The sequence below is a fragment of the Pseudomonas sp. 1 R 17 genome, from assembly GCF_900067035.1.
Taxonomy (GTDB): domain Bacteria; phylum Pseudomonadota; class Gammaproteobacteria; order Pseudomonadales; family Pseudomonadaceae; genus Aquipseudomonas; species Aquipseudomonas marginalis.
In genome coordinates, this window is record NZ_FKLB01000069.1 from 401,545 (window position 1) to 428,526 (window position 26,982).

The 26,982-nt window shown below is 51.8% G+C and carries 23 protein-coding genes and 1 pseudogene; 8 read left to right on the plus strand and 16 right to left on the minus strand.

Annotated elements, in window-relative coordinates; all coding sequences use genetic code 11:
- Positions 1-105 precede the first annotated feature (105 nt).
- From BFP99_RS30770 to BFP99_RS30790, 4 genes are all read left to right on the plus strand, one after another.
- Positions 106-2,775, plus strand: coding sequence for a hypothetical protein (locus tag BFP99_RS30770; RefSeq protein WP_065949023.1), 2,670 nt, complete (start codon positions 106-108; stop codon positions 2,773-2,775).
- Between the two features lie 59 nt (positions 2,776-2,834).
- A complete protein-coding gene (locus BFP99_RS30775) occupies positions 2,835-5,405 on the plus strand; it encodes a hypothetical protein (RefSeq protein ID WP_256098272.1) in 2,571 nt (856 codons plus the stop codon).
- A gap of 599 nt (positions 5,406-6,004) precedes the next feature.
- Positions 6,005-6,508, plus strand: coding sequence for a hypothetical protein (locus BFP99_RS30785; RefSeq protein WP_065948962.1), 504 nt, complete (start codon positions 6,005-6,007; stop codon positions 6,506-6,508).
- A gap of 317 nt (positions 6,509-6,825) precedes the next feature.
- The gene (locus BFP99_RS30790; protein ID WP_065948963.1) at positions 6,826-7,077 is read left to right on the plus strand and encodes a hypothetical protein; all 252 of its coding nucleotides are present in this window, start codon (positions 6,826-6,828) and stop codon (positions 7,075-7,077) included.
- Here BFP99_RS30790 and BFP99_RS33860 read toward each other — a convergent pair.
- A complete protein-coding gene (locus tag BFP99_RS33860) occupies positions 7,074-7,220 on the minus strand; it encodes a hypothetical protein (RefSeq protein ID WP_256098273.1) in 147 nt (48 codons plus the stop codon). The two genes, BFP99_RS30790 and BFP99_RS33860, sit on opposite strands and share 4 nt — an antisense overlap.
- A 913-nt stretch (positions 7,221-8,133) precedes the next feature.
- Here BFP99_RS33860 and BFP99_RS33215 point away from each other — a divergent pair.
- Positions 8,134-10,038: a hypothetical protein gene (locus BFP99_RS33215; RefSeq protein ID WP_141690859.1), complete on the plus strand. Its 1,905-nt coding sequence runs from the start codon at positions 8,134-8,136 to the stop codon at positions 10,036-10,038.
- 77 nt (positions 10,039-10,115) lie between these two features.
- Here BFP99_RS33215 and BFP99_RS30800 read toward each other — a convergent pair whose 3' ends face one another.
- The 8 genes and pseudogenes from BFP99_RS30800 to BFP99_RS30825 all read right to left on the minus strand — a co-directional run bounded on the left by BFP99_RS30800 (position 10,116) and on the right by BFP99_RS30825 (position 14,328).
- Entirely contained in the window at positions 10,116-11,009 is an 894-nt protein-coding gene (locus BFP99_RS30800) for a hypothetical protein (RefSeq protein ID WP_065948965.1), read from the minus strand.
- 50 nt (positions 11,010-11,059) lie between these two features.
- On the minus strand, positions 11,060-11,545 hold the full coding sequence (locus BFP99_RS30805) for a hypothetical protein (RefSeq protein WP_065948966.1): 486 nt from the start codon (positions 11,543-11,545) through the stop codon (positions 11,060-11,062).
- Between the two features lie 61 nt (positions 11,546-11,606).
- Positions 11,607-11,924 carry a hypothetical protein gene (locus BFP99_RS33220; RefSeq protein ID WP_141690860.1) on the minus strand — a complete coding sequence of 106 codons (318 nt, stop codon included), beginning with the start codon at positions 11,922-11,924 and terminating at the stop codon, positions 11,607-11,609.
- A 570-nt stretch (positions 11,925-12,494) separates the two neighbouring features.
- On the minus strand, positions 12,495-12,944 hold the full coding sequence (locus BFP99_RS30810; RefSeq protein ID WP_065948967.1) for a phosphate-starvation-inducible protein PsiE: 450 nt from the start codon (positions 12,942-12,944) through the stop codon (positions 12,495-12,497).
- Between the two features lie 65 nt (positions 12,945-13,009).
- A pseudogene (locus BFP99_RS30815) lies at positions 13,010-13,312 on the minus strand (phosphate-starvation-inducible PsiE family protein); the annotation flags it as partial.
- A gap of 168 nt (positions 13,313-13,480) precedes the next feature.
- Positions 13,481-13,750 (minus strand): type II toxin-antitoxin system RelE/ParE family toxin, encoded by a 270-nt coding sequence (locus tag BFP99_RS32605; protein ID WP_083221294.1) that lies wholly within the window; start codon positions 13,748-13,750, stop codon positions 13,481-13,483.
- Complete coding sequence (locus tag BFP99_RS30820) at positions 13,740-13,928, minus strand: type II toxin-antitoxin system RelB family antitoxin (RefSeq protein WP_065924199.1); 189 nt, start codon at positions 13,926-13,928, stop codon at positions 13,740-13,742. The genes BFP99_RS32605 and BFP99_RS30820 overlap by 11 nt, the downstream gene beginning before the upstream one ends.
- Before the next feature lie 154 nt (positions 13,929-14,082).
- Positions 14,083-14,328 (minus strand): DUF6124 family protein, encoded by a 246-nt coding sequence (locus tag BFP99_RS30825; RefSeq protein ID WP_065924200.1) that lies wholly within the window; start codon positions 14,326-14,328, stop codon positions 14,083-14,085.
- Between the two features lie 423 nt (positions 14,329-14,751).
- Between BFP99_RS30825 and BFP99_RS30830 the strand changes: the two genes are divergently transcribed.
- Positions 14,752-15,012 (plus strand): YebG family protein, encoded by a 261-nt coding sequence (locus tag BFP99_RS30830; protein ID WP_012722374.1) that lies wholly within the window; start codon positions 14,752-14,754, stop codon positions 15,010-15,012.
- Between the two features lie 55 nt (positions 15,013-15,067).
- On the opposite strand, the gene BFP99_RS30835 is transcribed toward BFP99_RS30830, so the two are convergent.
- Positions 15,068-16,087 carry a Leu/Phe/Val dehydrogenase gene (locus BFP99_RS30835; protein WP_065948969.1) on the minus strand — a complete coding sequence of 340 codons (1,020 nt, stop codon included), beginning with the start codon at positions 16,085-16,087 and terminating at the stop codon, positions 15,068-15,070.
- 185 nt (positions 16,088-16,272) lie between these two features.
- On the opposite strand from BFP99_RS30835, the gene BFP99_RS30840 reads away from it, so the two are divergent.
- Complete coding sequence (locus BFP99_RS30840; RefSeq protein ID WP_065924202.1) at positions 16,273-17,076, plus strand: SirB1 family protein; 804 nt, start codon at positions 16,273-16,275, stop codon at positions 17,074-17,076.
- A 172-nt stretch (positions 17,077-17,248) separates the two neighbouring features.
- Here BFP99_RS30840 and BFP99_RS30845 read toward each other — a convergent pair whose 3' ends face one another.
- The 4 genes from BFP99_RS30845 to hmgA are packed head-to-tail and all read right to left on the minus strand — an operon-like array spanning position 17,249 to position 21,893.
- Positions 17,249-18,619: an MFS transporter gene (locus tag BFP99_RS30845; protein WP_065948970.1), complete on the minus strand. Its 1,371-nt coding sequence runs from the start codon at positions 18,617-18,619 to the stop codon at positions 17,249-17,251.
- Positions 18,620-18,668: 49 nt separating this feature from the next.
- Positions 18,669-19,307, minus strand: coding sequence for a maleylacetoacetate isomerase (gene maiA / locus BFP99_RS30850; protein WP_065924204.1), 639 nt, complete (start codon positions 19,305-19,307; stop codon positions 18,669-18,671).
- Positions 19,308-19,319: 12 nt separating this feature from the next.
- Entirely contained in the window at positions 19,320-20,606 is a 1,287-nt protein-coding gene (fahA, locus tag BFP99_RS30855) for a fumarylacetoacetase (RefSeq protein ID WP_065948971.1), read from the minus strand.
- A gap of 3 nt (positions 20,607-20,609) precedes the next feature.
- On the minus strand, positions 20,610-21,893 hold the full coding sequence (gene hmgA / locus BFP99_RS30860; protein ID WP_065924206.1) for a homogentisate 1,2-dioxygenase: 1,284 nt from the start codon (positions 21,891-21,893) through the stop codon (positions 20,610-20,612).
- Between the two features lie 120 nt (positions 21,894-22,013).
- On the opposite strand from hmgA, the gene BFP99_RS30865 reads away from it, so the two are divergent.
- The gene (locus BFP99_RS30865) at positions 22,014-22,793 is read left to right on the plus strand and encodes an IclR family transcriptional regulator (protein ID WP_065948972.1); all 780 of its coding nucleotides are present in this window, start codon (positions 22,014-22,016) and stop codon (positions 22,791-22,793) included.
- 1 nt (position 22,794) lies between these two features.
- Here the strand turns inward: BFP99_RS30865 and dacB are convergent, their stop codons facing one another.
- Both dacB and BFP99_RS30875 read right to left on the minus strand, forming a co-directional pair.
- Positions 22,795-24,240, minus strand: coding sequence for a D-alanyl-D-alanine carboxypeptidase/D-alanyl-D-alanine endopeptidase (gene dacB, locus BFP99_RS30870; RefSeq protein ID WP_065948973.1), 1,446 nt, complete (start codon positions 24,238-24,240; stop codon positions 22,795-22,797).
- Positions 24,241-24,518: 278 nt separating this feature from the next.
- Positions 24,519-26,936, minus strand: coding sequence for a TonB-dependent siderophore receptor (locus BFP99_RS30875; RefSeq protein ID WP_065948974.1), 2,418 nt, complete (start codon positions 26,934-26,936; stop codon positions 24,519-24,521).
- Between the last annotated feature and the right edge of the window lie 46 nt (positions 26,937-26,982).

Sequence of the window (26,982 nt, forward strand, 5' to 3'; positions counted from 1 at the left end):
TGCGTGTGTCCATGGGTACGCACTGTGTGCAATGAAGGCAATCGGCTTATCAGCCGGAATTCACAAAGCAAAATGGTACAATTTAGAAAACAAAACCTATTACTAATGCGTCAATTTGCTCTCGCTCTTCTTCTATTGCCTTTCATGTCTCTGTCTCAAGCATCTGCATCGGAGTGTGGATTCAAAGCAGACAACAAAACCGTAGATCCAAATTCAATGGTTCTCTGCCCAAATAACAAATCATTACAGTTACTGACAAGTTCCTATGGTGAGGGGGTGATGGTTTTCACAAAGGATCAGGACGAGACCTACGCAAAAATCCAAAATGAAAAAACAGAATCACAATTAAGGTTTGACGAATCAAACCAAGAACAGACAAGAAGAGATAAAGAATTTTTTCGCAGCGTTGTATATATAGTCGCACTTATAGCCGGTTTAATATTGATTGCTCAAATTATTTTCAATGCTGCTATTGGAAATTTTAATGAGAAAAAAAATGAGAGCGGAGAAACGGTAGAGGCAAGATATAGCTTGTTGACCAACCTGTTTTTGGCAGTTTTTGCAGTAGGTTTAATTGGGTTCGGCCTTGTTGGCCATAAAAACTCATTATCAATCATTGATTCTGTTGGCATTAGACTCACGATGATTGGTAACTCTTTAACTCAATATGAAATGCAGCTCTATACCTACATGCTCCAAACGGGAGGACTGGAAAAGAATATTGTTGATCCAGACACAGGGGTTAAGGATGATGTATCGCAGACCCAAGCGGCCTATACTGCGTCTGCATGGACAGAACAACTCATACTCAAAGCTATTGTTGCACGACATTCAAGCCAGCATTACAACGACATTTTCTACAAAAGCGATTCCTCAAATTGGGTAGTTTCAGATTCTCTTTATGATTTATCTAAAAAAGAAGACGTGAGCTATACCTTTGAAAAATACAGTCCAAAAGGAGATCTGCTTTTCGAGCTAGACCCTGTAACGGTTTTCAAATCAGAGTTGAATGCTGGTGCAGCGAATTCTTACTTTCAAGCAGTTCGATACGATCAAAGATACAGAGACGAAGCTGATTTAACAACGGTCGAAGCTACTGCTAATCAGCTTAAAAACGAATTATTGAGTGGGCCATTTGATAATAATCGCGCAGGGTATGAAGATATAAAAAACACTGCCATGTCGATTTTTTATAGAGATTCAAGAGCAAACACTTACCTCAAAGAACTTCCCAATGATTTCAAGCTGGCTGATAACGCTGCAGTGGTAATGCTGAACCTCATCTGTGCAGAAAATCTACAGCTACGCATGTCTGCGAAGCAATATATAGATGCCCACAATGGAAGTGGCCCTAAAGGCACAGGATCTATTTTTTGTGTGGGCGATGACTGGAAAGTCAAAGGAGAGGAAAACGCAGACGTTTATAAGAAGCAACTCTTCGAAACAAGAAAAACCCTTGAGACGAAATTGAGAGATAGAATCCTTGCGTACAATGATGCTTTTAGCAGCGCATTAACAAATGACTCATCATTGACCCAGTTGAAAAAGATGCTCCAAGAAGGTGATTTGACCTTTCTATTTTATACTTTCAATTACAGCGAAGACACCACCTACACAAGCGCAGCTCAAAACATGTTCAACGACAAGGTGTTGATAATTTCAGAAAGAAAAGCGGTCGATTTTTTCCTGGACGATGAATGGGCTAGAGGTCATGGATACGATCCTGACTATTCAATTGCAATAAACATAAGCCAATATGTCAGAACCTATTTCGAGAAAACAGAAAGCGTGAAGCTTCCGAACATTGTGGATTCAGATGCTATTTCACAAAAATTGATTTTTGATAATGGCACTGCAGCAGGGATGAACAAAGACCTTCAACAAGGTGCAGGGCTTGCATTTGAAATGCCTATGACCGCTTTGCAGCGTTGCAAAAACACAATCACACATCCTTTAAAATGCTATCAGATGTACGCCACAAGCATCAGCAAAACGGCCAGTGACCTACGTGCTGTTGGCTTGAGCCTAGCGATCAGTGGTCAAATTGCTAACGACTACGCAAATTCCAAATTGGCAGATGTAAAAAGTAACAGTGCCGCAAACATCGGGAAGAAAGACAAAAGCAGCGCAGTAGTTTCTTTTTCTCAAACAGCAACATTCATTGCTGCGGGGATAGGAACAAGTCTTGTCAAGATGAGTATCAGACTCGACCAAGCTAGTAACTTCTTAAGATTCTTACCGATGTTGATTTCAATATTGCCTTTTTTTGTGCTTTTGTTGTCTCACAAATTCGTTACCTTGATGACAATCCAGCTTTCGCCATTTTTCCTTTTGGCATTCTGCCGTTTAAATGACGCTGACAATTTCGCATCCATGAGAAGCAATCTTTTAGCTTTCGCTTCTAGCATTATCTTTGTGCCATCTGTCGTCATGATGACAGCATTGCTGAATTGGGAAGTGAGTCGAGTCATATTGTTGTACACAGACAGCTACTCACATTTTGAAGCTGGCGGTATCTTAGATAACGTGGTTGGTTTCGTCGTTGAATTCATCAAGCCAGTGATTGTTTCTATCGTATCAACCACATTGAGCCTTCATTTCCTTAACAGAGTACTTCACTTAATGAATGGACACGTTATGTTTTCAGAGTCGGGAGAGCTAATCATTGCTGTCATGATTAGCTTTTTAAGCATGTTATCGATTGGATCAGTAAATCTAATTCTAAAATTAAGCTCTGGATTAATGGACTCTGTAAAATCTTATAATCAGCGGTAATCGTGTCCCAAAATTGAAGGGCTTGAAAATGTTATAATACAACAAACAAGCCCTACACCATGAAAATCATTACCTATGTATTTTTAATAGTCTTATCGACTATTTCATCATTTGCTAACGCTGATAATATTGCTACCAGAGCAAACGCTCATATGCAGTCATTAACAGAAGAAGAACGTGCGGCATCATTTACCGGCCCACTCGTGGAATCAATGTTTGGCTGTGAAATGACGCAGAGTGCAGTACAAGGTGATGAATTTGGGAAGCATGAATGCGTAGGCAACAACAATCAGTTTAACAGTGGAACGTCAAAAGTACTGAACCCTGCAATTTTTTATACGCTCAATGCAATTTCTATCCTAGCTGGTCTGATATTGAGCAGATTCATTTACCTAAAGATATTTGTCGCTGCCTCTACCAAATTCAAGGATAAGAACTCAATTATCACAGCGGGATCTGTTTCAGCCATTATTTTAATATTTGCATCTCCTGTTTTTGTGAACGAACAAAGTATTAGGTACAATCTTTTCACAAAGCTGGCTATTCAGGTCGTGGTTAAATCGCTAGACATTGATGAAACGCACCAGTTTGAAGAATCACAAAAAACACGGGTTGAATTCCCTAAACGTTTCGTTCCGAACAAAGATTCTGGCGGAGCGATAAATGAATATAACGCGATTAGCTTTCAACTCTGCACTTCTAGTATGTCTATCCAAGAAGCTGCTAAACAGCAAATAATCAAATTCACAATTGACGAATCGAAAGGAGAAATCAAAGCTTTCCATCAGGTTGGCAGCTGCATTCTAGACATTAGCTTTTTGGTAGACATAAATACAGAAAGCATCTCCAAAAGATTTGGGCTCCCAAGCTACTTAGATTCTGCTATAGAAACAGCCAAAAGGATCGTGGAAACAGAGTACACACTGAATGCCAAGAAGATTGCAGACAACATCATAAAAGCGGGTAGGCCCACCTTGGGTGTGGCCGATACCTATACTCCAGGCCAGCTTGATTGCAACGACGAAGCCAGTTTCAACCTTAGAGGGATGAGCCCTAGCAGCATCAAGGACTACGCCTTTGATGCGGCAAAGTGCATGCATGGGCGTGCAATAGATGAGCTGAACAAAGTGCCCACATACACAGAGTCACTGATGCCAGCAGACAGAAACGTCAGGATCTGCTCGACGGTTGACCATAGCGCAGGGCAAGGGACAAATCTAAATCAGGACTCAAGCTCAACATCGTTTGTCGCTGATGAAACCCTAGAATCAACGTTGAGGGCGTGTGTAGAGCGTTCTTGTGCAGAGGATTCAAGCCCAAAGAATTGTTCTGACTCAATAAACTTCTACAATGTTTACTTTAACAATCGTTTCATGACGAATCCGAACATATTGACGATTCTACCAAAAATATTATTCACGGAATTTCAGAACAATCAGTACTCAACACCAGGAGAAACGCTAGCTAACTCAATGAAGGTTGATATGTACCAGTCTGGCAGCATTTTAATATCTGAGAATAACAACAAAGTCATTTTCACTGTTGACTATGAAAGGGCTGTATCAGACATCAATCTTCAATATTTTTTGAACAATAGCCTTGATTCAGTTCAGCTTACTAAAACCTCTAACGACTGGTCCGCTGGGTTATTGAAAGCAGTGACAGTGGGAGACAATGGCGTACTAGGTATTGATAAGCTAATCGACTGCCTAAATTATCCAAGCTCCACAACACCGAGTGGCAGGGAATGCGGCTCTGTGTTCGTTGAAATTCAGAATTTTGGTCAAACACTGGTATTCACTGCGTCATTAATAAAAGCTGAATTGCGTGTAAATCAACAATTGAGAAAAAATACCCAAAGCAGAAGCAAGGAAGCAGCAGCCGTAAACGGAACAAAAAGTATTATAGATTCTGCCATAGGTTTTTTCGGAACGACTGGGGGTAAGATTGGAATTGTCTCTGCTGGTATAGCAGCGTCCGCTGGATTCAATGACATTTACAACCCTGTTGGCTTAAACATCGGGCCTGAAGCAATGGTAGCCCTTTCGGTCGTGGTCAGTGTCCCGCAGATGCAAGAGTTCCTGGACTCTCTGTCATCGACGTTGCTATCACTTGGCTACATTCTCATTTGGTCTATTCCTATAGCCATCAGCGTGAGCGTAGTAAGCGTAATCGTTACTTTAATAGTCGCTTTAGTCGGCTTCCTTTTGACCTCAACAGCTTCATCACTGCAGATAATTAACGGCACGACCGTAGACAGGAAAACTGACTACCTCAAATTCATAATAGAACTGGCAATGCTGTTCATACCAACTGTCTGCTACACATCAGTTTTGTACATGACATTCAGATTCATAAAGGCTTTGTTTATATACAAAGTCATAACATTAGAAATGTTGACCGGTTCATTGAGCGTTTCGTACACCATAACGAGCATAAGTGATATATATTCAACCCTTGTAGCAATTTGCATCTACCTCTTTGTTGTTTTATTCATCTGTGTTCACATGATAAGAAAAGTATCGAAGATTCGAGAAATCATGAAAGTCATTCTTTTCTCGAAACAAGATTCAAACCTACCAGAGCATGCAAATGATATTGTTTTTGCCCCTAACAGGTATCACATGTAAATAGATTGGCCTTACGGCCAATTTCTGATTTGGGAAATGCTATAATTTGCAAAACAGCCTAATACTATAATGTCAATCAAAATTGAGAAACGAAGCGCACGATACACAGATGAAGAAAAACTAGAAATTCAGCAACAGTTTGACTACTCGTTAAGTCAATACAGTGAAGTCGATAACCTTTATAAAATCGCAAAAATCACTGCCCTATTTTTTCCCTATGCATTTTTTGCGACATCAATACCTATAATGAGACTGATACGTTCAAAAAACAAAATCTTCAAATTTTGGGTTATAGCTCCACTCATAATAATTTCCCTTTGGGTCTTCGCAAGCATATACATTTGGTACGCGTACTTTTCACTTTATGCGAAAGGCTTACAAGAGAATTTTCCTTTAGTGATATTTTTTGGATGTTCAGCTTGCCTTTACATTACAGCCATTGCTTTCAGACAATTAAGTAAATTTTTGTGGACCATCAGAGAGTTCATTTATTATAAAAACGTTGGCAGAGTTCAGCATTTCAAAGCCATTTTAGCTATGCGCAGAAAGAACTCTGGATTCAAAAACCTCTTCAACACATTCAGGAAAAGAGGTTAATCATGTTCAACGTATCAATACAGCAAGGGTTATCAACGTCTTTTTTCGAGTACACGTTTGACGAACCGCTAACCGCGCCTTTTAAATCTATTAATACAGGCCGAGAAAATGAACGCAAAGCCAGAAGCTGGCTATATTCAAGGCTTAACTATTTTGAAAACATAGACCTTGGCTCTAATTATGTGGGGAGTTTCATCAGCGAAGATGGTGATGTTAGCCATCATTATTTGGTAATGACGTTCGATCATGAACAATTTACGAAAGACAAGGTAGTATTGATGATTGCAGAAGAAACAGAATCTGCTGAATACGAATGTGGCTTTATGTATATGGATGACATAGAAAACGAAGTAACTATAGCTATTGAAGGTGTTAGCTATCCAGAAGCGTTAGATGCTTTCTGCTTTGAGAGTGAAGGAGTTATTGAAGCTGACACATTTGAAGAGTTTCTAATGGACCCGGATTTTGCTGAGATCGTGGCAACACACAAATTACTAACCTATTGAATAGCATTGCCTACGGCGAAGGATAAGGAAGAATGGATGGTCAATTTGCCATAGACGCCCCTCCTTCGTAGCTCGAATAGAAAAAGTCAGAAAAAGCTTTGTGCTGCTCACAGCCGAATCATTCATTCGTACAACCCTTACCAGATGCTTCTCGCGTCAGCGAATGCTCCTCCAGGTACTCAACCTTCTCTAGGCCGTTCCTAGGCCATTCCGAACAGAATCCGAATGCCTCTATCAACTCGATAGAATCTGTCCAAGTCCAGGGAGCGCAGGGCCGGTTATACTCACCCATACCGCAGGTTCAGGGAGTTGACCAGATGGACAAGGAATTCAGCTACAACCCTCAAATTCCCTGCATTGTGCTGCACAACGGCCAAGACGTTGGGGCAATGGTGGATGGCAAGCTCTACAGGTTCGATTCCAGCCTTACTGCGCAGAACCAGCATGCAGAGGTAGGAATCCTTGTTGATAAGGTTCTGTTCCAGTACGGAGAGCCCATAGGCCACCTTGAGGGCCGAAGGCTCATCATTGATAGCCGTTGCGAAATCCTAGAGCTGGTTGAAGCCTAACGACCCTTCTCTGCTCCACCGGCAAGCTGACTACGAGCAGCATCGAGTGATTCCAAAAGGCTCTGTGAATAGCTGACGGCATCAGCTAGAGCCAGCTCTGCAAAGCCAGTATCAACCTCTACGAATTTCTCCACAAACGCCATGCAGTACTCCTGCCATTCCGCATCCTCTCCCAAGCCATAAAGCCCGAGCCAACAAGCGATTATCTGGTGTACGTGCATAGCGTTCCTCGCCGTGTCACCTTGTGTCCGTAGAAAGGCTTCGCGGTCATCAGAGACCGAGAACTCACGGAAAGCTTGTAGGTGCTGATTCAGGTTCAGGACACACGCAGCAACGTCAAAATCTAGCTGAATGCGGTCCCTAGGGTTGTACCTGTTGCGTATCGGTCGAGACATGTGAAGGCGCCCTGGAGGAAGTCGATCTGATCCTAACTCCAGATCTCGCAGCGAAGCCACTTAGTAATCACAGAAAGCATAAAGCCCGCATGATTGCGGGCTTATCTAAAAACAAACCTAACTACAAGCAGCGGACTTTACTACAAGAAGAACAACATGCTGCTTGCTTTTACAGTTTACCATTTAAAACCTAAAACGAAGCCTTAACGAAGATTCTTTTTCAGAAAATTAGATTTTAGTTATGCAAATGCTATGATTTAAGAACAACAAACCTTTACCACAATGAAATTATCAATAATAACCTTCACAACACTAACCTTATTTTCCATACCATCCTTTGCAAAGGACGTTAAAGATTTGCAGCATCAATCAGGAAAACAGAATATAGCTGAACGAAATCTGATTGAGACCACAAGACAAATTGTTGACTCAGAGGGTTTCGTTGATATGGATGCACAGTCACGTTCTTTTTTAAGCACAGACTTCAAAGGAATTCCTATTGAAGATTATGAAGACACAAACGATTACGACGCTCATATAGACGCTTCGTGATTAACCACTTATCAATTAGTGCCTCATCAGAGGCTTTAATTTTGCCCACAGAAAAAATATGCAATCGGCAAAATGGTATAATTAAGCTAATAAACAAACCTTTTGAATCATGCAAAAACGAATTATTGCGTTACTCACGCTTTCCATAATTGGACTTACAAACACAGCAAATGCTTACACATGGCCTGCAGGCCAGCTTTACGAAGAATCATTGCATGCTGAATCTGTCGCAGTGACATGCTTCAACAAACCGCATGGACAACAACAATACAGACGTTTATATACAAACAACCCAGATGGCACTAAAAATTATATCAACAAAGGAAATGGAGTATACACACAAAGCTTTTCAAAAAATGATGATGGATATGAACTGACAGTAGATTGTTATGACCTAACAGCCGGACATATAGGCGACTGGGATGTTGGGTACGATTCACAAGTTACAAAATGCGATAACCCAAAAGCGGTTGGAAACGTAACCAAGTACAGAAAGTTCATAAAATGGAAAAGTGAAAAATTAACAAGCAATTTAAAAACTGGCTTTGACGTATATTCAATAATCGACAATTGCAAAGCACCAGAACTTACACAGCAATTTGAAACTCAAAAACAGAATTGCCCTTCGGGTTATACTGGACAAATCGTAAATTCTAGAACGTACAATTTATATTCAGACGGAACAAAAGACAACTATACAGATTGGGCAAAAACACAGGATACCTGCGTTTCAAGGCAAACAGAATCAGAGTGGAAAGCATGCCCACAAGCAGATTACGTGGGTCAAATCGTTAACGAAAGAACATATGATTTATATTTAGACGGCACAAAAAACAACTATTCGGCGTGGGTTAAAACACAAGATAGCTGCCAATTAATGAGTACAAAAACCGTTGAAAACTACAATTGCGCAACGAAAGCCCCAACACATCCCCTTGGATTTACATTAGAAACGTGGACTAGAACAATAAAAAACGGCATTCCAACAGAATGGTATTTGAATCCATTTTATCCCGTAAAAAAAGACAACTGCTATTATTTAGAAGATAAGGTGGCGAGCACTGATGTAGCTTCTTGCCCTGCGGGTCAAACTGGAAAAATTATTAGAGAAACACACACAAAAACTAAAAGATTTTTTTATGACAATTGGCAAAACGCTTCGTCGTCTATCATCGTTGAAAAAGAAAATACTTGTAAAGCAACAGGTCCTGTTACTGTTGAAATCAAGCCGGGTTCAGAAACCGTAAGCTGTGATTCTTACTACGGCACAGAGCAAGGAACGTACACAGGTAACGTTTCAAAAACCGGCGACAACATCACAATTTTTGACCCGGTTTCAGGAGCGACGAACACAACGTTTCAAGCGAAAAGCCAAGACACTACATCGTGTGTAAAAGAAATCACTACGACTACAAAAGAACTCATAGAAGAAGAATGCCCTGCTGGTTTCCTTGGAAAAATCACAACGTATTTAATCAAGGCCGAAAGCTCCACTGGTACGGTTTACCCATACGGAACCACACCAATTCTTGATTCAAATACCTGCATTGCTATTTCGGTAAGCGATGAAATAAACGCACCAAGCGCTGAACATTTGCAAGATTCAGTTCTTTCAAACTTGAGTTTCACTACAACATCAATTTCAAAAAGCGATTTGATAATCAATGAACTCAACAAAATTGACACATCAAAGATTGAAGGCAAAGCCTACATCATGAATATCAGTGCCGATGACTTAAGTGCTGGGGCTTTTGATAGCACAAAAATTTCAAACCTTGTTAAAACCTTCAAGGCGAAATTAGGCACACAATCTACAAGCGTGAAATTAGCGTCCGCGCCGGTCACTCTAGATAAATACATTGGTCAAGATGGTTTGACACAATCAAGAATTGCAAAAGAGAAATTAGCGCTTTCTGGAACGAGCATTGATAAAGGCACAGTCACTGTTAAGTACGTTTCTCTTTCAAAACCTACGCCTGCGCATTACAGCCTCACCGTGAAGGTATTTGAATAAGATAAGCAACAATAGAAGCCCTACGGGGCTTTTTTTGTGCCTTGAAATCACCGCCTTTTTTCTTTGGTGGTCATTCATCAGAAGGTCATGAGCTTCACAGCATGCTCCAATGCATTTTCCCTCGCTTTGACGTGGCCCTGGCTCATGAGGAAGGCCAACACGTCATCACCGCTGTAATGCTCTGCAAATGCTTGTCTAGCCACCCTCCTGTCGATCACATCATCGATCACGGAATCACCAAGAAGTCTTGATTTGTACACGAGCGTTTCACGTAACGCCTTTAGGTAGAAAGCGGCGTCATCAGGGCTACCAACTCCAACAGCAGGCGCTGTGAGCTTCATCCCCCTCACCTTCTGTATCTGATCCACACATTCAGTGCAGGAGCGCTTTAGCGAGCGATTACAGGTCACGAATGACCCTGTGCCATGGTGCTTGAATCCAGCAGCGTGGATCGGTGCTTCAAGGCTCTTTGGACGAGGTACGCGCAAGGTGCTGACACTCTTATTCAGAGCCCACACGAACATCTGTGCGTTGTATGCGTACAGGTCATCTGCTTGATCCTTATCAATCCTACACGCCAGGTCGTAAAGCTTGCTGTGAAGGCTTCCCTTGATGGTTGTTACCATAGTGGGGGCAAAGCCAAGGCTAGCCAGGTCTTTGAGCTTCAAAGACGTGACAGAGCTGATAGTGAGGTAGTGGTAGGTCTTAGACTTCGGGACAATCGTTACGTCATACCCTTCTATGTTTTTTGCGCTCATCAGCTTGAAAAGCTTGTCGGTCAGCAGGTCATCAGCAGTGAAGAACTGATCCTTCACCCCCTGCGCATTGAATGCTTTCAAGCAGAAAGCCGCCTTCTCTTTGGCAATCAAGGTTTCTGTAGCGGGGTTGAATATGACTTGGAATTTGTCAGCTTCAAATGATGCTAACTGGTTTGAAAAATGGTCGACTCTAGCTATTTTTGTTTTTGTCATGTTGTTCTCGTATTTGTTATTTTTTCTCCTTCGTAATATAAATCGTCAAATCAAAACGGAAGTCCGTCGTTGCGTTTGGTCCTACCTTTGAACTGCTTATATTTCCCAAACCTCTCTTTACAGATCTGCCCGTCTACCAGCAGTGAAGGACATAAATACTCATCAAAAGCACCTTCCATATTCACTTTGGTTTCAACGTTACCTTTGCAAGCAACTTGTACGCTTATTTTAAACTTAGTTTTTCCGTCTTTAACCGTATTTCTTTTGGTTTCTATAAAACTCATATACCTCAATACATTCAATGCTCGCTTTCTGGTATTTTCGCTCACGTCCAAATAGGAGTCGAGTTCTGTAATAATCACTTCACACTCATTAAATCTATCCATGCTCTCAATCGCGGCCATCATTATTCGCGCAGCTACATTATCGAATGCTATTATTGCACTAAAGAATGGCATAGCTTTTACAAAAATCGGCGCGTAAACGTTTTTTTCAAGCTTATTAAATGCTATACTTTTAAAAGGGTTCTCTTTCATATTAACCTCAACTCATTAATTAGACTGTTATCGCAGTCTTTTTTATTATTCTGCACATCAATTAAAGGTTAAGGAACTTAACTTCTATCCACATCATTCCAACATGCAACTTGTCTTGCTCAACGGCAATCATTCTCTGCTCACTTAAAATATTCATACATCTTCGAATATTTTCGCCAGAGCAATCCATGATTTTCATTAACTCCGGCTTGTCTGTGTAGACAACAAAATAACCACTCTCTGTTTTTTCCGCGAGTGTGCAGAGCTTGATTAAAAGAGAATGTGCGGCATGTCTCGCAAGGGCAACTTTGGATAAAGCATCTAGAGCTGTTTTTGAGGTAGGAAATCTAATGTAAGTCTTATTTTGAGAGTAGTTCATTTTAGTTATTAATGGTTTGTTTTAATACAATACCATTTAAAAACACCAAAACGTGTTTTAAACACCAAAAAGTGTAATAAATATTTTAATATCAGAAAACCAAGCTAAAACTACAGTGCAATATTTTGTACTGTAGCTAGTTAAAAACACGTTTTGGTGGAAAATATGCCACTTACAGCTCAGTATTTTGTACTGTAAGTTATGCCTACAGTGTAGTTTTTTGTACTGTAGCTACTCTACAGGCCACGGAAATCAAGGACTGAAAATGTATAGCGCGCCTATAATATCTAGAACTCTTTAAAAACTTAAAGGCGTCAGCAAATCTAGCCATCAATTGTTGGGTATTGAATCATGCATTAGAATTGAAAATGCATTCGACAGGACAATGACTTTTATTGATCCTTGTAGCTCATTCCTTTAAAGAGGTTAGGGCACTCGCTGCGCGAAATTGTTCAGCACTGCAAGCCCCAAACCTTTGGATCATGCCTTTGTCGCTTAAGTATCCGCCAAGACACTTTTTAATTAAAGCTGTTCCTGCAGAGTCTTTCTCATAGTCGTGGATTCACCGAGTCAATTTTCAGACTTGTCTTTTACAGATGGAAATCTAGAAGACGAAAATCTAACCACCAGAATTGCAAATGCCAATAGAAGCACCCCGCCACACACATAGATAATGCCTAGGTCTGGTGCGTTATGGTGAGAAACATCGCTAATCAAAAGCCTAATCAGTGCAGTCACGCCTATATAAAGCAAAAATCGCAGAGGCATATGATTTGTTTTAAAATAAATCCCGCTCATTGCTAACAATTCTAAATAAATGAATAGCAACAGAATGTCATCAACGCTTATTTTTTCTTGGCCGAGCATTCCTATGAATGCGCTAATCGCTGCCCAAATCGTAATCAGAGCTATGCCAAACAGTGCGAGGTAGTGAAAAGCCTCTACCACTAAATTCCCAAGCGAATCTGCACCACCATGAAGGCTTTTGCGCATCTTCTCAATTCCACGTATTTCGCTCATCACTCACACCCTTACCATCAAATAAAAAAACTGCCAAGCTGTCCTTAAGCGCACCAAAGGCCAGTAATCATAGGGGTTTCACCCGTATTTTGCTTAAAAGAAAAAATGTTAGTAACGAGGGGTTTGTTCTTGAAGTAAATCCCGACCATCGCGCCCAATTCCAGGTAGATGAACAGCAGCAGGATGTCATCGATCTTGATGTGCCCGTTCTCCAGCATCCCCAGGAATTCCATCACCGCTGCCCAGGCGGTCACCGCACCGATGGCGAACAACGCCAGGTAATGGAACGACTCGACAAACAGGTTCCCCAGGGACTCGGCCAGCCCATGGACTTGATGGCGCAGCTTTTCGGCCCAATTAAATTTCACGATGGTGCTTCCTTAGGTCGGTTCGACCGGATAATGCGGGTTGGACGTGACGGTTGTTCTGCATGCAGAAAAAAGGCCAGAGGCAGGTATAAGATGATGGCGGGGTGACATGAGGCACGTGGGAGGATGAGCAGAGTAGATACTTTGCCCATCCGAGAAGCGGATTTTTCAAGGATATCGCTGGCGGGCGTGTAAAACCGAGATGACCCGAATGTTGTCTGTCACCTTATAAACGACCAGATAATTCGGGTGTACCACCATCTCTCGCGTGCCGATGACACGCCCAGGGCGGTAAAGATGGGGCCTACGAGAAAGAGCCAGCACGGAGGCTTCTATTGCTTGGTTTAGCTCAAGCGCAGCAACTGGATTGCGGTCGCTGATGTAATCAGTAATTTGCCGGAGTTGCACCCGCGCTGCGGGACCCCACTCAATCAGCATCGCCTTTCTTGCGTTTGGATTCAATTAACGCGCGCATCTCTGCCATCACTTCATCATGAGAAATGCCAGGGCTTGGATCATCAAGAGCGGCCTGTACCTTGGCGCGAAACCAGCGGTCATAGCTGTCGGCCTGCTCTTCGGTATCTGCGGGGATACCTGAGGAAAAGGAAGTGTCCATAAAAGCCTCCGTTGTCGATGAAGAAGGAGTCTAGTCGCTGGAGTTTTTACTGTCGTGCTCCGAGCGATGAAGTGAGTAACAGGAAAAATCGAAGCCATTTGTGACTATTTTTTGACCGTTCCCATAAACGTAGGAACGGTCAGAGGGCTTGGCATCAAACTGGTGCGACTTTCTCTAGCGCTTGGTCGACTAACAGACCGCCAATCTCAACCAATTGGTGAATGGCCAATACCAGACTTCGCTGCGGACCTTCAAGGTCGAATGCCAGCATATTAGCCATTTCACGGGCGCTGTTCAGGGTTTCGCTGGCGTTAGCCAGTAAGGTTTCTGTGTCAGCTTCAGGCGTGACGCTGAATAGCGTCGAATCGGTGGACGGGGGGTTGGGAGTGATTTTTTTCATAGATTAGTTCCTTAGTTAAGAAACCATCACCGCCTGCCGCCAAGCAGGTTGGGTGACGGATTGCACAAGGTTGGCGGACCGGTAAGGAACAACCCGGCACCCCGAAGGGTCCATGCGCAACCCGCCATGACACAAGAATGCAAATGCAAAAAACGCCTGCAGTCTTATAGGGGTGTTGTTGCGCTTCCTTGTTGGGCCGCCAAGCCCGCTAGCTGCATTTGCAGCGCCCGGTGAAAGTAAGCCACCGGACAATTCCAGCGCAACCCCGGCAAGTTGTCAGAAATTTCCGGTGTAGCAAACCCCTATTTCCCGGCTACATTAAAAAACTGCTACCCAAACCCCACGGTTTGGCTTACCCTTTTAGCTGTATATAAATACAGTAGTCGCAAAAGACAACTATCGTGAAGGCATGTGAGGTGGTGAATGGCCGTCGAAGTGGTATACCGCAGCAGCCGAGATCTGGAGCGTTTGTTCATGGATAAAGCCGAAGCTGACCGTCATGACAAGATGCTTGAACTCGCTGAGTTGCTCGCAGAAGTGTTGCAAAAAGCCGTGCCGTCCCTGAGCGAACAGCAGGTGGAGGAAGCCGGGATCTACATGGCGAAGAATCGCGATGTATTTGCCAAGGCCTTCAAGAGCCAACCGGACGCGTTGTCCGAGTTGCTGAACGCGCCGGCGGAATAAAGCCCGAATTGAACAGGCCCTGAATCATGGATTCAGGGCCTTTTTAATGCGTGGTCTATTTGTAGAGCAATCGCTCGGCCAGTTCGTCCGCGACCCGTGCGGGTGAGCGTTTTTCGGCCTGGGCGTGGGCGAATATTTCCGTCAGGCGCGTGCCGATATTGGACAGGTGCGCGGTGATGGTAGGCAGCTCGGCGCCGCTGTGCTTGAGCGCGACGTAGATCAGGCCGCCGGAATTGATCACATAGTCCGGGGCGTAGAGGATGCCGCGGCCTTCGAGTTGGTCGGCCACTTGCAGGTTGGTCAGTTGTGCGCTGGCGGAGCCTGCCACGGCGGCGCAGCGCAGTTGGCCGACACTGGTGCGGTTGAACACGGCGCCCAGGCCGCAGGGCGCGAGGATGTCACAGGGGGTGCTGAGCAAGGCGTCGTTGGCGATTGGGTGCGCACCGAGTTGTTCCATGGCCAGTTGCACCTTGCCGTGGTCGATGTCGCTGACCAGCAGTTCGGCGCCAGCGGCGTGCAGTTGTTCAGCAAGGGCGTAACCCACGTTGCCCAGCCCTTGGATTGCCACGCGCAAGCCTTCGAGGTTGTCACTGCCCAGTCGGGCCATGGCGGTGGTGCGGATCCCGGCGAACACCCCCATGGCCGCATGGGGCGACGGGTCGCCGGCAGCGGTGGTGCTGGTAACGAAACGGGTGTGTTGGGCGATGCAGTCCATATCGGCGACCGAGGTGCCGCTGTCGGTGGCGGTGATGTAGCGACCGTCGAGTTGCTCGATGCAACGACCGAAGGCTTCAAACAGCGCCGCACGGTTTTCCACATGGGCGGGGCGCAGGATCACCGCCGTACCGCCACCCACCGGCAACCCGGCCAGGGCGGCCTTGTAGCTCATGCCTTGGGCCAGGCGCGCGGCGTCCGCCACGGCGCTTTCATCGTCGGGGTAGGCAAGGTAGCGACAACCACCCAAGGCTGGGCCCAGGCGGCTGTTGTGGATGGCTATGACCGCCTTCAACCCCGTCACCGGGTCGATGCTCAGGTGCAGCGATTCAAGGCGGGTGCTGTGCATGAGAGCAAACATCGTCGAGCTCCCGAATCACTTCTTGTGTCGCCAAGTATAGGCTTGCGGCAGAAAACTGCCGAAGTGCGCTGGAATAAGCCGTCCGGTTTTGTAGGTCTTGTGACATAAGCGGATAGGATATTTCTTAAGCCACTGGACGAAAATTCCCAGCAAGGCTAAAACGGGGGCATTCGCCGGAGAATGCAATGAATCCCCGTCACGCTTTTTTCGCCTGCCTGGAACGTTCGCCCCCCGCGCTGTTTGAAGCCGCGCTGTGGATCGCCGCCGAGCATGACCCGGCGGTGCAACCGGCGTTGATCATGCAGGACCTGAAACTGCTCGAGCAACAGGTCAGCCTGGGCATGCCCCTGCTGCCGGCGGATGAACTGGGCCAACCCTTGCTGCGACGCATGAATGACCTCGGCTTCGCCCAGGATGACTTCACCCCGCTGCGCCCCGCCGCCGCCCTGCTGGACAAGGTGTTGCAACGCAAACGCGGGCAGCCCCTGGCCATGGGGTTGATTGCCATGGAGCTGGCGCGACGCCTGGGCATTCCCATGGTCGGCGTCAACTTTCCCGGCCACTTCCTGCTGCGGGTGCCCGGTGCCGATCACCTGCTGGACCCCTGCGGCGGACGACGCCTGTACCCCAACGATTGCCGCGAGCTGCTGCAACGCCAGTATGGCCCCAACCTCAAGTTGCAGGTCGACCACTTGCACACCGCCGAACCCCGTTCGATCCTGCAACGGCTGTCCCGCAACCTGCGCCAGTTGCACCTGGCCAATGACAACCCCCTGGCCGCGCTGATCGACGCCGAGCGCGTGCTGGAACTGGGCAATGCCAGCGCTGCCGATTACCTCGCACGGGCCAGCCTGTATCAACGCCTGGACTGCCCCAACGCCGAGCGCTTCGACCTTGAACACGCGCTGATGCTCAGCGAAGACCCGATCCAACGCTTGCGCCTGACTGAGCGCCTGGGGCACCTGCCGCCCAACTCCGTGGTGCATTGAACCCACTGCTCTCAAGCGCCTATTTCCCTGTGGCAAGCGGCCTTCTGTGGTGAGCGGGCTTGCCCCGCGCTGGAGTGCGAAGCGCTCCCACGATTTTTGGGGCCGCTACGCAGCCCAGCGCGGGGCAAGCCCGCTCACCACAGTGATCCTGCTCGATGTAGATGCAACATCTTCAGTGATTGGCCGGTACCTTGAGGATATCGCCGTGCAAAGAGCTCTTCGGCGCGTCAGGCGCGGGCGAGCGCACTTGAATGATCAACAACGCCGCGATCACCGCCGGAATCGCGCAGAAGAAGAAAATCTGCTGCACCGGAATATGCATCGCCAGCAGCATGCTGCCCAGCAACGGGCCCAGGATCGAGCCGAAGCGCCCTACACCCAATGCCCAACCCGTACCGGTGGCGCGTACATGCGCCGGATAAAAATTGCTGGCGAAAGCATTAAGGGTCAGTTGCCCGCCGATGATGCAAAACCCGGCGGCAAACACACAGGCCACCAGATAGCGCGGATTGTCGTGGTTCAGCCCCAGCAGCACGGTACACACCGCCGCTGCCGCCAGCACGCCGGACAACAGCCGCACCTTGCGCTTCAATCGGTCGGCAAACCAGGCCATGCCGATGGCACCCAAGGTGCCGGCGAACAGGAACATCGAGGTCACCAGGTTGGCTTCACTCAACGCCAGGCCACTTTCCAGCAGCAGCGACGGCAACCAGCTGATCATGAAATACAGCAGGATCAGGCTGACAAAGAAGGTCGCCCAGATCAGCACGGTCGGGCGTGCATAGCCATGGCGAAACAGCTCCACCACCGTCAACGGGCTGCCCTGCTCGTGGCGGTTTTCTTCCTCGCCCGCCAGCGGCGCACGCCACCCAGGCAACATGCGCGCGGTGACCTTATGCAAGCGTGCATACGGCGGCGCATCGCGCAGCAGGCGCGGCAGGGATTCCGGCAGCAGCCACACCAGGAAAGGGAACAGCAGCAACGGCGTCACGCCGCCGGCAAGAAACACCGCCTGCCAGCCAAAGCCGTCGATAAATCCTGCGGCCACAAACCCACCGGCTGCGCCGCCGAACGAGAAGCCGCACGCCGCCAACGTCACCATCAAGGTGCGCAAACGTGGCGGGGAATAGTCCGACATCAACGCCATGGCACTGGGCATCGCGCCGCCCATGCCGATACCGCAAATAAAGCGCGCCGCCATCAGCGTTGTCAGCGAGCTGGCGAAGATCATCAACACCGTGAGGCTGGCATAGATCAGCACGCAGCCCAGCAGGATGCGGCGTACGCCAAAGCGGTCGGCCAGGGGTGTCACCAGCAACGAGCCCAAGGTCAGCCCCAGCAGGTTGGCACTGAACACCGGTCCGAACGCGGCCTTTTCCAGCCCCCAATCCGACGCCAGCGCCGGCACCACATAACCCAGCACCTGGGCATCGTAGCCATCGGTTACCAGCAACAAGGCCAGCAACAGGAGAATCAACCACTGGTAGCGCGACACCGGACGGGCATCGAGTGCCGCGCGAAAGCTGGCAATCTGATTGTGCATCGCAAGGTACCTGTTTTTATTATTGTGCTCACGCTCTGCGTGGGCACGATCACTCAGGAGTGTCGGGTTGATTGGCAGGATGGGCCTGGATAAATGCCGGATGCTGCGCCGCCAACGCCGCCACCCTGCCGATGCGTGGATACGCCCCCAACGGCACCTTGAAGCGCTCCGCCGCATACAGTTGGGGAATCAGGAAGGCATCGGCCATCCCCGGCTGCTCGCCGAAGCAATAGCCCTTATCGCCAATCAACTGTTCCACCGCACCCAGCCCCTGGCTGATCCAATGCCCGATCCACTCCAGCACCTGCGCCTCGTCATGTCCCCACTGACGCAACAGGTTCTGGGTGCTGGAGTTGTGCAGCGGGTGAATATCGCAGCCGATGATCGACGCCACTGCGCGTTCATGGGCACGGGTGGCCATGTCCTTGGAAAGCAGCGGCGCCTGTGGATAACGTTCGTCCAGGTATTCAATGATCGCCGCGGACTGAATCAGCAGCTCGCCGTCATCGGTGCGCAAGGCCGGAACGCGACCTTGGGGGTTGATGGCCAGGTATTCGGGCTGGCGATTGGCGCCACCCGCCGGCACCAGCAGGTTGATGGGCACCGCAGTGAAAACCAGGCCCTTGAGCGCAAGGGCGATGCGCACCCGGTAGGACGCCGTAGAGCGGTAGTAGGTATAGAGTTCCATCGCCCTGCCCTCCTAGCGCGCCGAGACCACAGTGCCACGGCATTCGCCGAAGCCGATGGAGGCGAAGCCTTCACGGTTGCAGCGGGCGCGCAGGATGACTTCATCGCCATCCTCCAGGAACCGGCGCACTTCGCCGGAAGGCAGCTCGATGACCTTCTTGCCGCCTTCGGTCATCTCCAGCAGGCTGCCGAACTGCCCGGCCTCAGGACCCGACAACGTCCCCGAACCAAACAGGTCGCCGGCCTGCAATTGGCAGCCGTTGACGCTGTGGTGCGCCACCAATTGCGCGACGGTCCAGTACATATGCAGGCTGTTGCTCAGGGCCAGGCGATGGGCCGGCAGGTTCTGTTCGCGCATGGCGGCGGTGGTCAACAGCACCTCAAGTTCGATATCCAAGGCGCCAGCGGCCTGGTCACGCTTATCCAGCAGGTACGGCAGTGGCTGCGGATCGCCTTCGGGCCGCGCCGGCTGTGCTTTGCGGAACGGTTCCAGGGCTTCGGCCGTGACCACCCACGGTGAAATGCTGGTGATGAAGCTCTTGGACAGGAACGGGCCCAGCGGCTGATATTCCCAGGCCTGGATGTCCCGCGCCGACCAGTCATTGAGCAGGCAGAAACCGGCGATATGCTCGGCTGCATCGCCGATGGCAATCGAGTCGCCGATGGCGTTGCCCTGGCCGATCCAGATGCCCAGCTCGAGTTCGTAGTCCAGGCGCGCGCAGGGGCCGAAGCTTGGTTCGGTCTGGCCGGCCGGCAAGGTCTGGCCTTTGGGGCGACGGACGTCAGCACCCGAGGGGCGAATGGTCGAGGCGCGGCCGTGATAACCGATCGGCACGTACTTGTAGTTCGGCAACAGCGGGTTATCCGGGCGGAACAGTTTGCCGACGTTTTGCGCATGCTCGATGCCGACGTAGAAGTCGGTGTAGTCGTTGATCTTCGCCGGCAGGTGCATCTGGCAATCGGCGGCGCGGTGCAGCACCTGCGCTTCACGGGCCTGCAGCTTGCTGCCCTCGGCGAGCAGCTCCAGGAGGCGCTCGCGCAAGGCCACGCGCGGGCCACGGCCCATCTCGAAAAAGGCGTTCAACTGGCCGCCCGCAGTCGCATCAACGGCGCGGCGGGCTTCGCCTTCAAACTCATCCACGGCGGCGTGCAGGTCGAGGATCGCGTCGCCAATCGCCACGCCACTGCGCGGCACCGAGCCGTTGATGCTGAACACACCCAGCGGCAGGTTTTGCAGGGGGAAATCACGGTGACCATTGGCGGAGGCTACCCAACTGCGGGTAGGGGTTGGCTGCGTCATGGGTTATCTCCGGTTCGGGTTGAAGGTGACGGGCAACGAGGCCCAGCACGCGTCATAGGAAGGTTGCAGTTGCGGGCACTCCAGGGCGAACTGAGTGGGACGCAGCACTTGGCTGGTCTCGAACATGAAGGCCATGGTGTTATCGATCTTGTGCGGTGCCAGGTCCACGTTGATGGCCTTGGTGCAGGTCTCGCCGTCCGGGCCGTGGGCGCTCATGCAGCTGTGCAGCGACGCGCCACCGGGCAGGAAGCCTTCGGCCTTGGCGTCGTAGGCGCCCTGGATCAGGCCCATGTACTCGTTCATCAGGTTGCGGTGGAACCACGGCGGACGGAAGGTGTTCTCGGCCACCATCCAGCGCGGCGGGAAGATCACGAAGTCGAGGTTGGCCAGGCCGTGCACGCTGGTGGGCGATGTCAATACGGTGAAGATCGACGGATCGGGATGATCGAAGCTCACGGTGCCGAGGGTGTTGAAACGGCCCAGGTCGTATTTGTACGGCACGTTATTGCCGTGCCAGGCCACCACGTTCAGCGGTGAGTGGTCCAGCTCGCACGCCCACAGTTCACCGAGGAATTTCTGCACCAGCGTGGTCGGTTGCCTGAGGTCTTCGTAGTGGGCCACCGGGGTGAGGAAGTCACGCGGATTGGCCAGGCCGTTGCTGCCGATAGGCCCCAGGTCCGGCAGGCGCAGCGGCGCGCCATGATTTTCGGCGACGTAACCGCGCGCCTGTGCATCCAGCAGTTCGACACGAAATTTGAGGCCACGGGGCAACACGACAATGTCCAGCGGCTCGACGTCCAGCACCCCCAGTTCGGTGGCGATGCGCAGGCGGCCCTGCTCGGGCACGATCAACAGTTCGCCGTCGGCATTGAAGAACACGCGGTCCATCGAGCGGTTGGCGCGGTAGGTGTAGATGCTGATGCCTGAGGGTTTTTCCGCCCCTGAGTTGGCCACCATGCCGACCAGGCCGTCGATAAAGTCCGTCGGCTCACTCGGAATATCCAACGGGTTCCAACGCAGGCGATTGGGCGTCACCGTCCCCAACGGGCCGCCGGCCAGCTGCCGCTCCAGCTTGACGAACGCCGGGTGATTGGCCGATGGCTGGATGCGGTACAGCCAGGTGCGGCGGGCTTCGCTGCGTACCATGGTGAAGGCGGTGCCGGAAAACAGTTCGGTATACAGCCCGTAGGGCGCTTTTTGCGGGGAGTTCTGGCCGACCGGTAAGGCGCCGGGCAGGGCTTCGCTGGCGAATTCATTGCCGAAGCCCGACAGGTATTCGAGGTTCATGGATCATCCTCTATGCGGAAGTTGTTTTTATCGTAATCCAGTTACGCATAACGTAATTTGATCACTATCGACCGTCAAGCTATAAAGACGCCCATTCATCTCTCGGATTCTCGCCTCTCCATGGAAAAGCCCCGCGACACCGGTAAACAGAAAGTCCGCTCGGCCGAAGTAGGCACCGACATCCTCAAGGCCCTGGCCGAACTGTCGCCCTCCACGTCGTTGTCGCGGCTGGCCGATCATGTGCAGATGCCGGCGAGCAAGGTGCACCGTTATTTACAGGCGCTGATCGCCTCGGGTTTTGCCGAACAGAACGCCGCCACCAACCATTACGGCCTGGGGCGCGAAGCATTGCGCGTGGGCCTGGCCGCACTGGGCAGCATGGACGTGCTGAAAGTCGGCGCGATGCCCCTGGCAGAGCTGCGCGACGAGTTGAATGAAACCTGCTTCCTGGCGGTATGGGGCAACCAGGGCGCGACGGTGGTGCAGATCGAACCGGCAGTACGCGCGGTGACGGTGGTGACGCAATTGGGGTCGGTGTTGCCTCTGCTCAGTTCGTCCACCGGGCTGGTGTTCAGTGCCTTCCTGCCGTCGCGGGAAACCGTCGAGTTGCGTGAGCGTGAAATCCAGGCCGGCACCGCCCATGCCCTCGCCGACGACCAGGCCTACGCCATGGCTTGTGAACAAATCCGCCGGCGCGGCCTGCACTTTGTGCATGGCCTGCTGATGCCGGGGGTGGATGCGCTGTCGGCACCGGTATTCAACGCGGTCGGGCACGTGGCGGCGGTGATGACCGTGGTCGGCCCCACCTCGCTGTTCCACGCCGACGAAGATGGCCCGGCGGCGCAGCGCTTGCTGGCAGCGACCCGGGCCGTGAGCTGGCGGATGGGCTACCAGCCCTGAATCAGTCGTGCCAGTGCGCCAGGGCCACGGCCAGGCGGTTTTCCAGGGCGCGGATCGGTGCCGCATCGCTCAGGTAGTTGTTGCTGATCATCGAAAACACCAGCCGCCGCCCGTCGGCATCGGTGATATAGCCGCTCAGCGATGACACGCCGGCCATCGAGCCGGTCTTGGCATGCAGGTTGTTTTCGGCCGCCGTCCCGCGCAGTCGATAACGCAGGCTGCCGCCGGTCATACGGTCGGCATTGCCGGCAATCGGCAAGGCGTTGTACCAGGCATCGAACCAGGGCTGTTTGGCGCTAGCCAGCAGCAGGTCGGTCAGGTTCTGCGACGAGACCAGATTGCGCCGCGACAAACCTGAGCCATCCACCTGGCTGAGCGTCGCCGGGTCCAGGCCCTGGCGCTGCATGAACGCCGCTACCGCCACCACGCCCGCCGCCGCCGTACCCGCGTTGGCCGTTTTGCGGCCCATGGCCTTGAGCAACGCTTCGGACATGTTGTTGTTCGAGAGCTTGAGCAGCGGTGTGATCAAGTCCTGCAACGGCGCCGATTGATGCTCCGCCAACACCGTCGCCGTCGCGGGGCTGGCGCCACCGATCACGCGCCGGCCCAGCACCTGGATGCCCTGCTGCGCCAAGGCCTGCTCAAACAGATTGGCCACCAGTTGCGTCGGTTCCCACACACTCACCCACTGCCGACTTTGCTTGCCCGGGGCGAGCGCGCCGCTGAGTTGCAGCAGGTTGGTACCGTGCTGGCGGGTAATGGCGTAGCTGTTGCCGGGGCCGCTGACGGCACGGTTGCTCAGTTGCACGTAGTCGGTGGACGGGCTCAGCATCACGCTTACTGGCTGGCCGAGCGCGACGGGCGCCTTCGCGGTGACAAGCAAGGTGCCCGCGTCAAAATCCGCATTGGGAGACACTGTCAATGCCGAAATCTGCGCGCCGTAGTAGGTGCTTTCATCGTCTTGCGCCCAATCCACGCCCAGGCGTTCGGCGTCGAACCAGGTGTCGTCGAAAACCAGGTCGCCTTGTACCTGGCGCACGCCCCGGCTCGCCAACTGGGCGGCCAATGCCTGGTAGTCGACGAACTGCGTGGTCGGGTCGCCGAGGCCGCGCAGGTACAGGTTGCCGGCCAGGCGCTCGCCTTGCCGGGTGCCGTTGCTCAACAGCTGGGTGGAAAAACGGTATTGCGGCCCCAGCACATCCATCGCCGCAGCGGTGGTGAGCAACTTAAGGTTGGAAGCCGGAATCAGACGGGTGCGCGGGTTGTGCTGATAGAGGGTACTGCCGCTGAGGGCGTCGCGCACCATGATAGAAACCGTGGCGCCGCTGAGGACAGGATCGGCCAACAGCTGATCCAGGGTTGAAGGCGTGGAAGGCTGCGAAACACTCGCGCAGCCGCCCAGTAAAACGCTCAGGCACAGCAGGTGCAGCCATCGTCCAAAGTGCATCAGTACTGTGTTCCGCAAAGCCATTAATGGCCGCAACGCTAACAGCTCCGTACCTTTGTGGCGAGCGGGCTTGCCCCGCGTTGGGTGGCGAAGCCGCCCTTAATGATGCCGTCGCGTTCTTTCAGGAACACCATGGAGTCTGTTTTGGGGCTGCTTCGCAGCCCAACGCGGGGCAAGCCCGCTCACCACAGGAAGCCCACTCACCAGAGGAAGCCCGCTCACCAGAGGAAGCCTGCCCACAACAAGGAGCACACTTGCCATAGGGAGCTCGCCAGGTTTTAGAACTCCAGGGTGCTGGACACCGATACCTGCCGCGCATCGCCCATGGACACAAACAAGCGACTGGCCGCCGAGGTGTAGTAAACGCGGTCGAACAGGTTTTTCACGTTGACCTGGAACTTGACCTTCTGCCCGTCGATCCTGGTGTCGTAGGTGGCGAAGGCGTCAGCCACGGTGTAGCCCGGCAGGTTGAAGTCGTTGGCGGCGTCGCCTGCGCGTTCGCCGACGTAGCGTGCACCGGTGCCCACGCGCAATTGGTCGCCGCCGAAAATGTTGCCGAAGTCGTAGGCTACCGACAGCGAGCCGGTGTGCTTGGCCACGTTTTGCAGGCGGTTGCCTTCCAGCGTCGGGTCGTTGTCCTTGATGTCTTCGGCGTCGGTGAAGGCGTAGCTGCCGATCAGGCTCCACTTGTCGGTCAACTGGCCGCTGGCGTCCAGTTCCAGGCCACGGGAACGCACCTGCCCTGCGATGCTGTAGATGGTGTTGGCGCCGGAGCCCACCGACACCAACACATTGCGCTTGTCGATAGTGAACAACGCTGCGCTGGCGGTGATGCGCCCGGGGATGTCGAGCTTGGCGCCCAGCTCCCACGACTTGGATTCCTCCGGCGTGAGGTCACCGGTCAACGTGCTGCCATCGGCCAAGGCGGCGATGGTGGAGTTGGGTTTGAACGACTCGGTGTAGCTGCCGTAGAACGACAACTCATCGGTGTAGCGATACACCAGGCCGGCACGCGGCACCCAGGCCTGGCCGTTGCCGTCGGTGTTGGCCTTGAACGGCACGCCCTTGCCGGCGTACTGGTCATACATCTGATAGCGCGCACCGGCCACAAAGATCCACTGGTCGGTCAGGTGAATCGCGTCCTGGAAGAACAGCGAGTCGCTGCGCAACAGGTCGGTCTGGGCGCTGTCGGCGGCGCTGACGGTAGTGCCCGCGACTTCGTTGCCGTACACCGGGTTGTTGTAGTTGAACGTACCGCGCGAGTTCTGGCGAATCAGGTCGGCGCGGTAGATCTTGCGGTACTCGTCGTCCAGGCCGAACACCAGGTCATGCTGCATGCCCAGCACATTGACCTTGCCTTCCAGGCTGGCCGTGGCGAAACGGTCGGTGGTGATCGCACCTTTGGTGCCGTCCATCTTGCGGGTCAGGGTGCCGTTGGTATTTACCGCGCTGACACGCACCTGGCTGGCATCATAGGTCTCACGGTTCCAGCTGTAGCCGAAATGGGCTTTCCAGTCGTCGTTCAAGTCGTGGTCGGCTTCAAAGCGGTACAGGTCGGAACGCCCTTCCATGTTGTTGAACGGCTCGTCCAGACGGCGAGTGGCCGGGATGTCCAGCGGGTGGTTGGACTTGTCGATGGCGGTGCCGCGGTCGAACGGCGAGAGAAATTCGCGGTGTTCGTAGGCGAACAACAACTTGGTTGAATCGCCGTACCAGGCCAGGGACGGCGCCACCAGCGACTCGCGGTGGGTGCCGAAATTGCGCCAGTAGTCTTCGTCTTCATGGTCGACGATCAGGCGATAGGCCAGGCCCGAGTCACCGATCGGCCCGGTGGTGTCGAGGCTGCCACCGCTGCCGTTCTTGCCGTTGCCGAAGGTGGAGCCGCGCACGGTCAGGGCTGTGGATTGGGTCAGCTCGGGCTTTTTGCTGACGATATTCACCACGCCGCCCGGGTCCTGGATGCCATACAGCAGCGAGGACGGGCCCTTGAGCACTTCGACACGCTCCGCCGTGGCGTTCAACGCACGGCCCTGCACCACCGGCATGCCGTCGCGCATGATCGAGCCGTTACGGTTGTCGCCAAAGCCGCGCAGCATCACCGCGTCCTGGGTGCTGGCCAGGGTGTTGGCCTGGGTGATGCCGCTGATGTTGCCCAGGGCGTCATCCAGATTGCGCGGGGTCTGGTCGCGCAGCACTTGGGCGGGGACCACGTTGACGGTCTGCGGGGTTTCCAGCAGCAAGGCACGGGAGCGCATCACCGAGCTGGTGGGCGGCGGCTGGTAGCTGGTGCTGTCCTGGGGTTGGCCGATGCCACTGATGGTGGTAGTGCCGAGGTTGACCGCGCCGTCGGTCGGCAGCGGCTCAAGCGCCAGGGTGCGGGCGTCGATCTGGCGGAAGGTGAACCCGGAGTTGCCCAGCAGGCGTTGCAAGGCCTGCGTCGCGCTCATCTGCCCGCTGACCGCCGGGGCGCTGAGGCCGTAGGGCGCTTCATCGGTGTAGATCACACTGATACCGGTGACCCGGCTGAAATCACTCAGGGCCTGGGGCAGCGGTTTGGCAGCCAGGGCAAACTTGAACTGGGCGCTTTGCTGCTCCTGCGCCTGTGCCACACACAGGGGCAGCAAGGCCAGCCCCGATACCGCCAGTACCGAGGCTCCCAGCCACTGTTTAACCAAACCGCCCGCCGTCGACTTCATGCTGTGAGAACCCGTGTAGAAAACGCTGTTAATGCGAATAGATCGC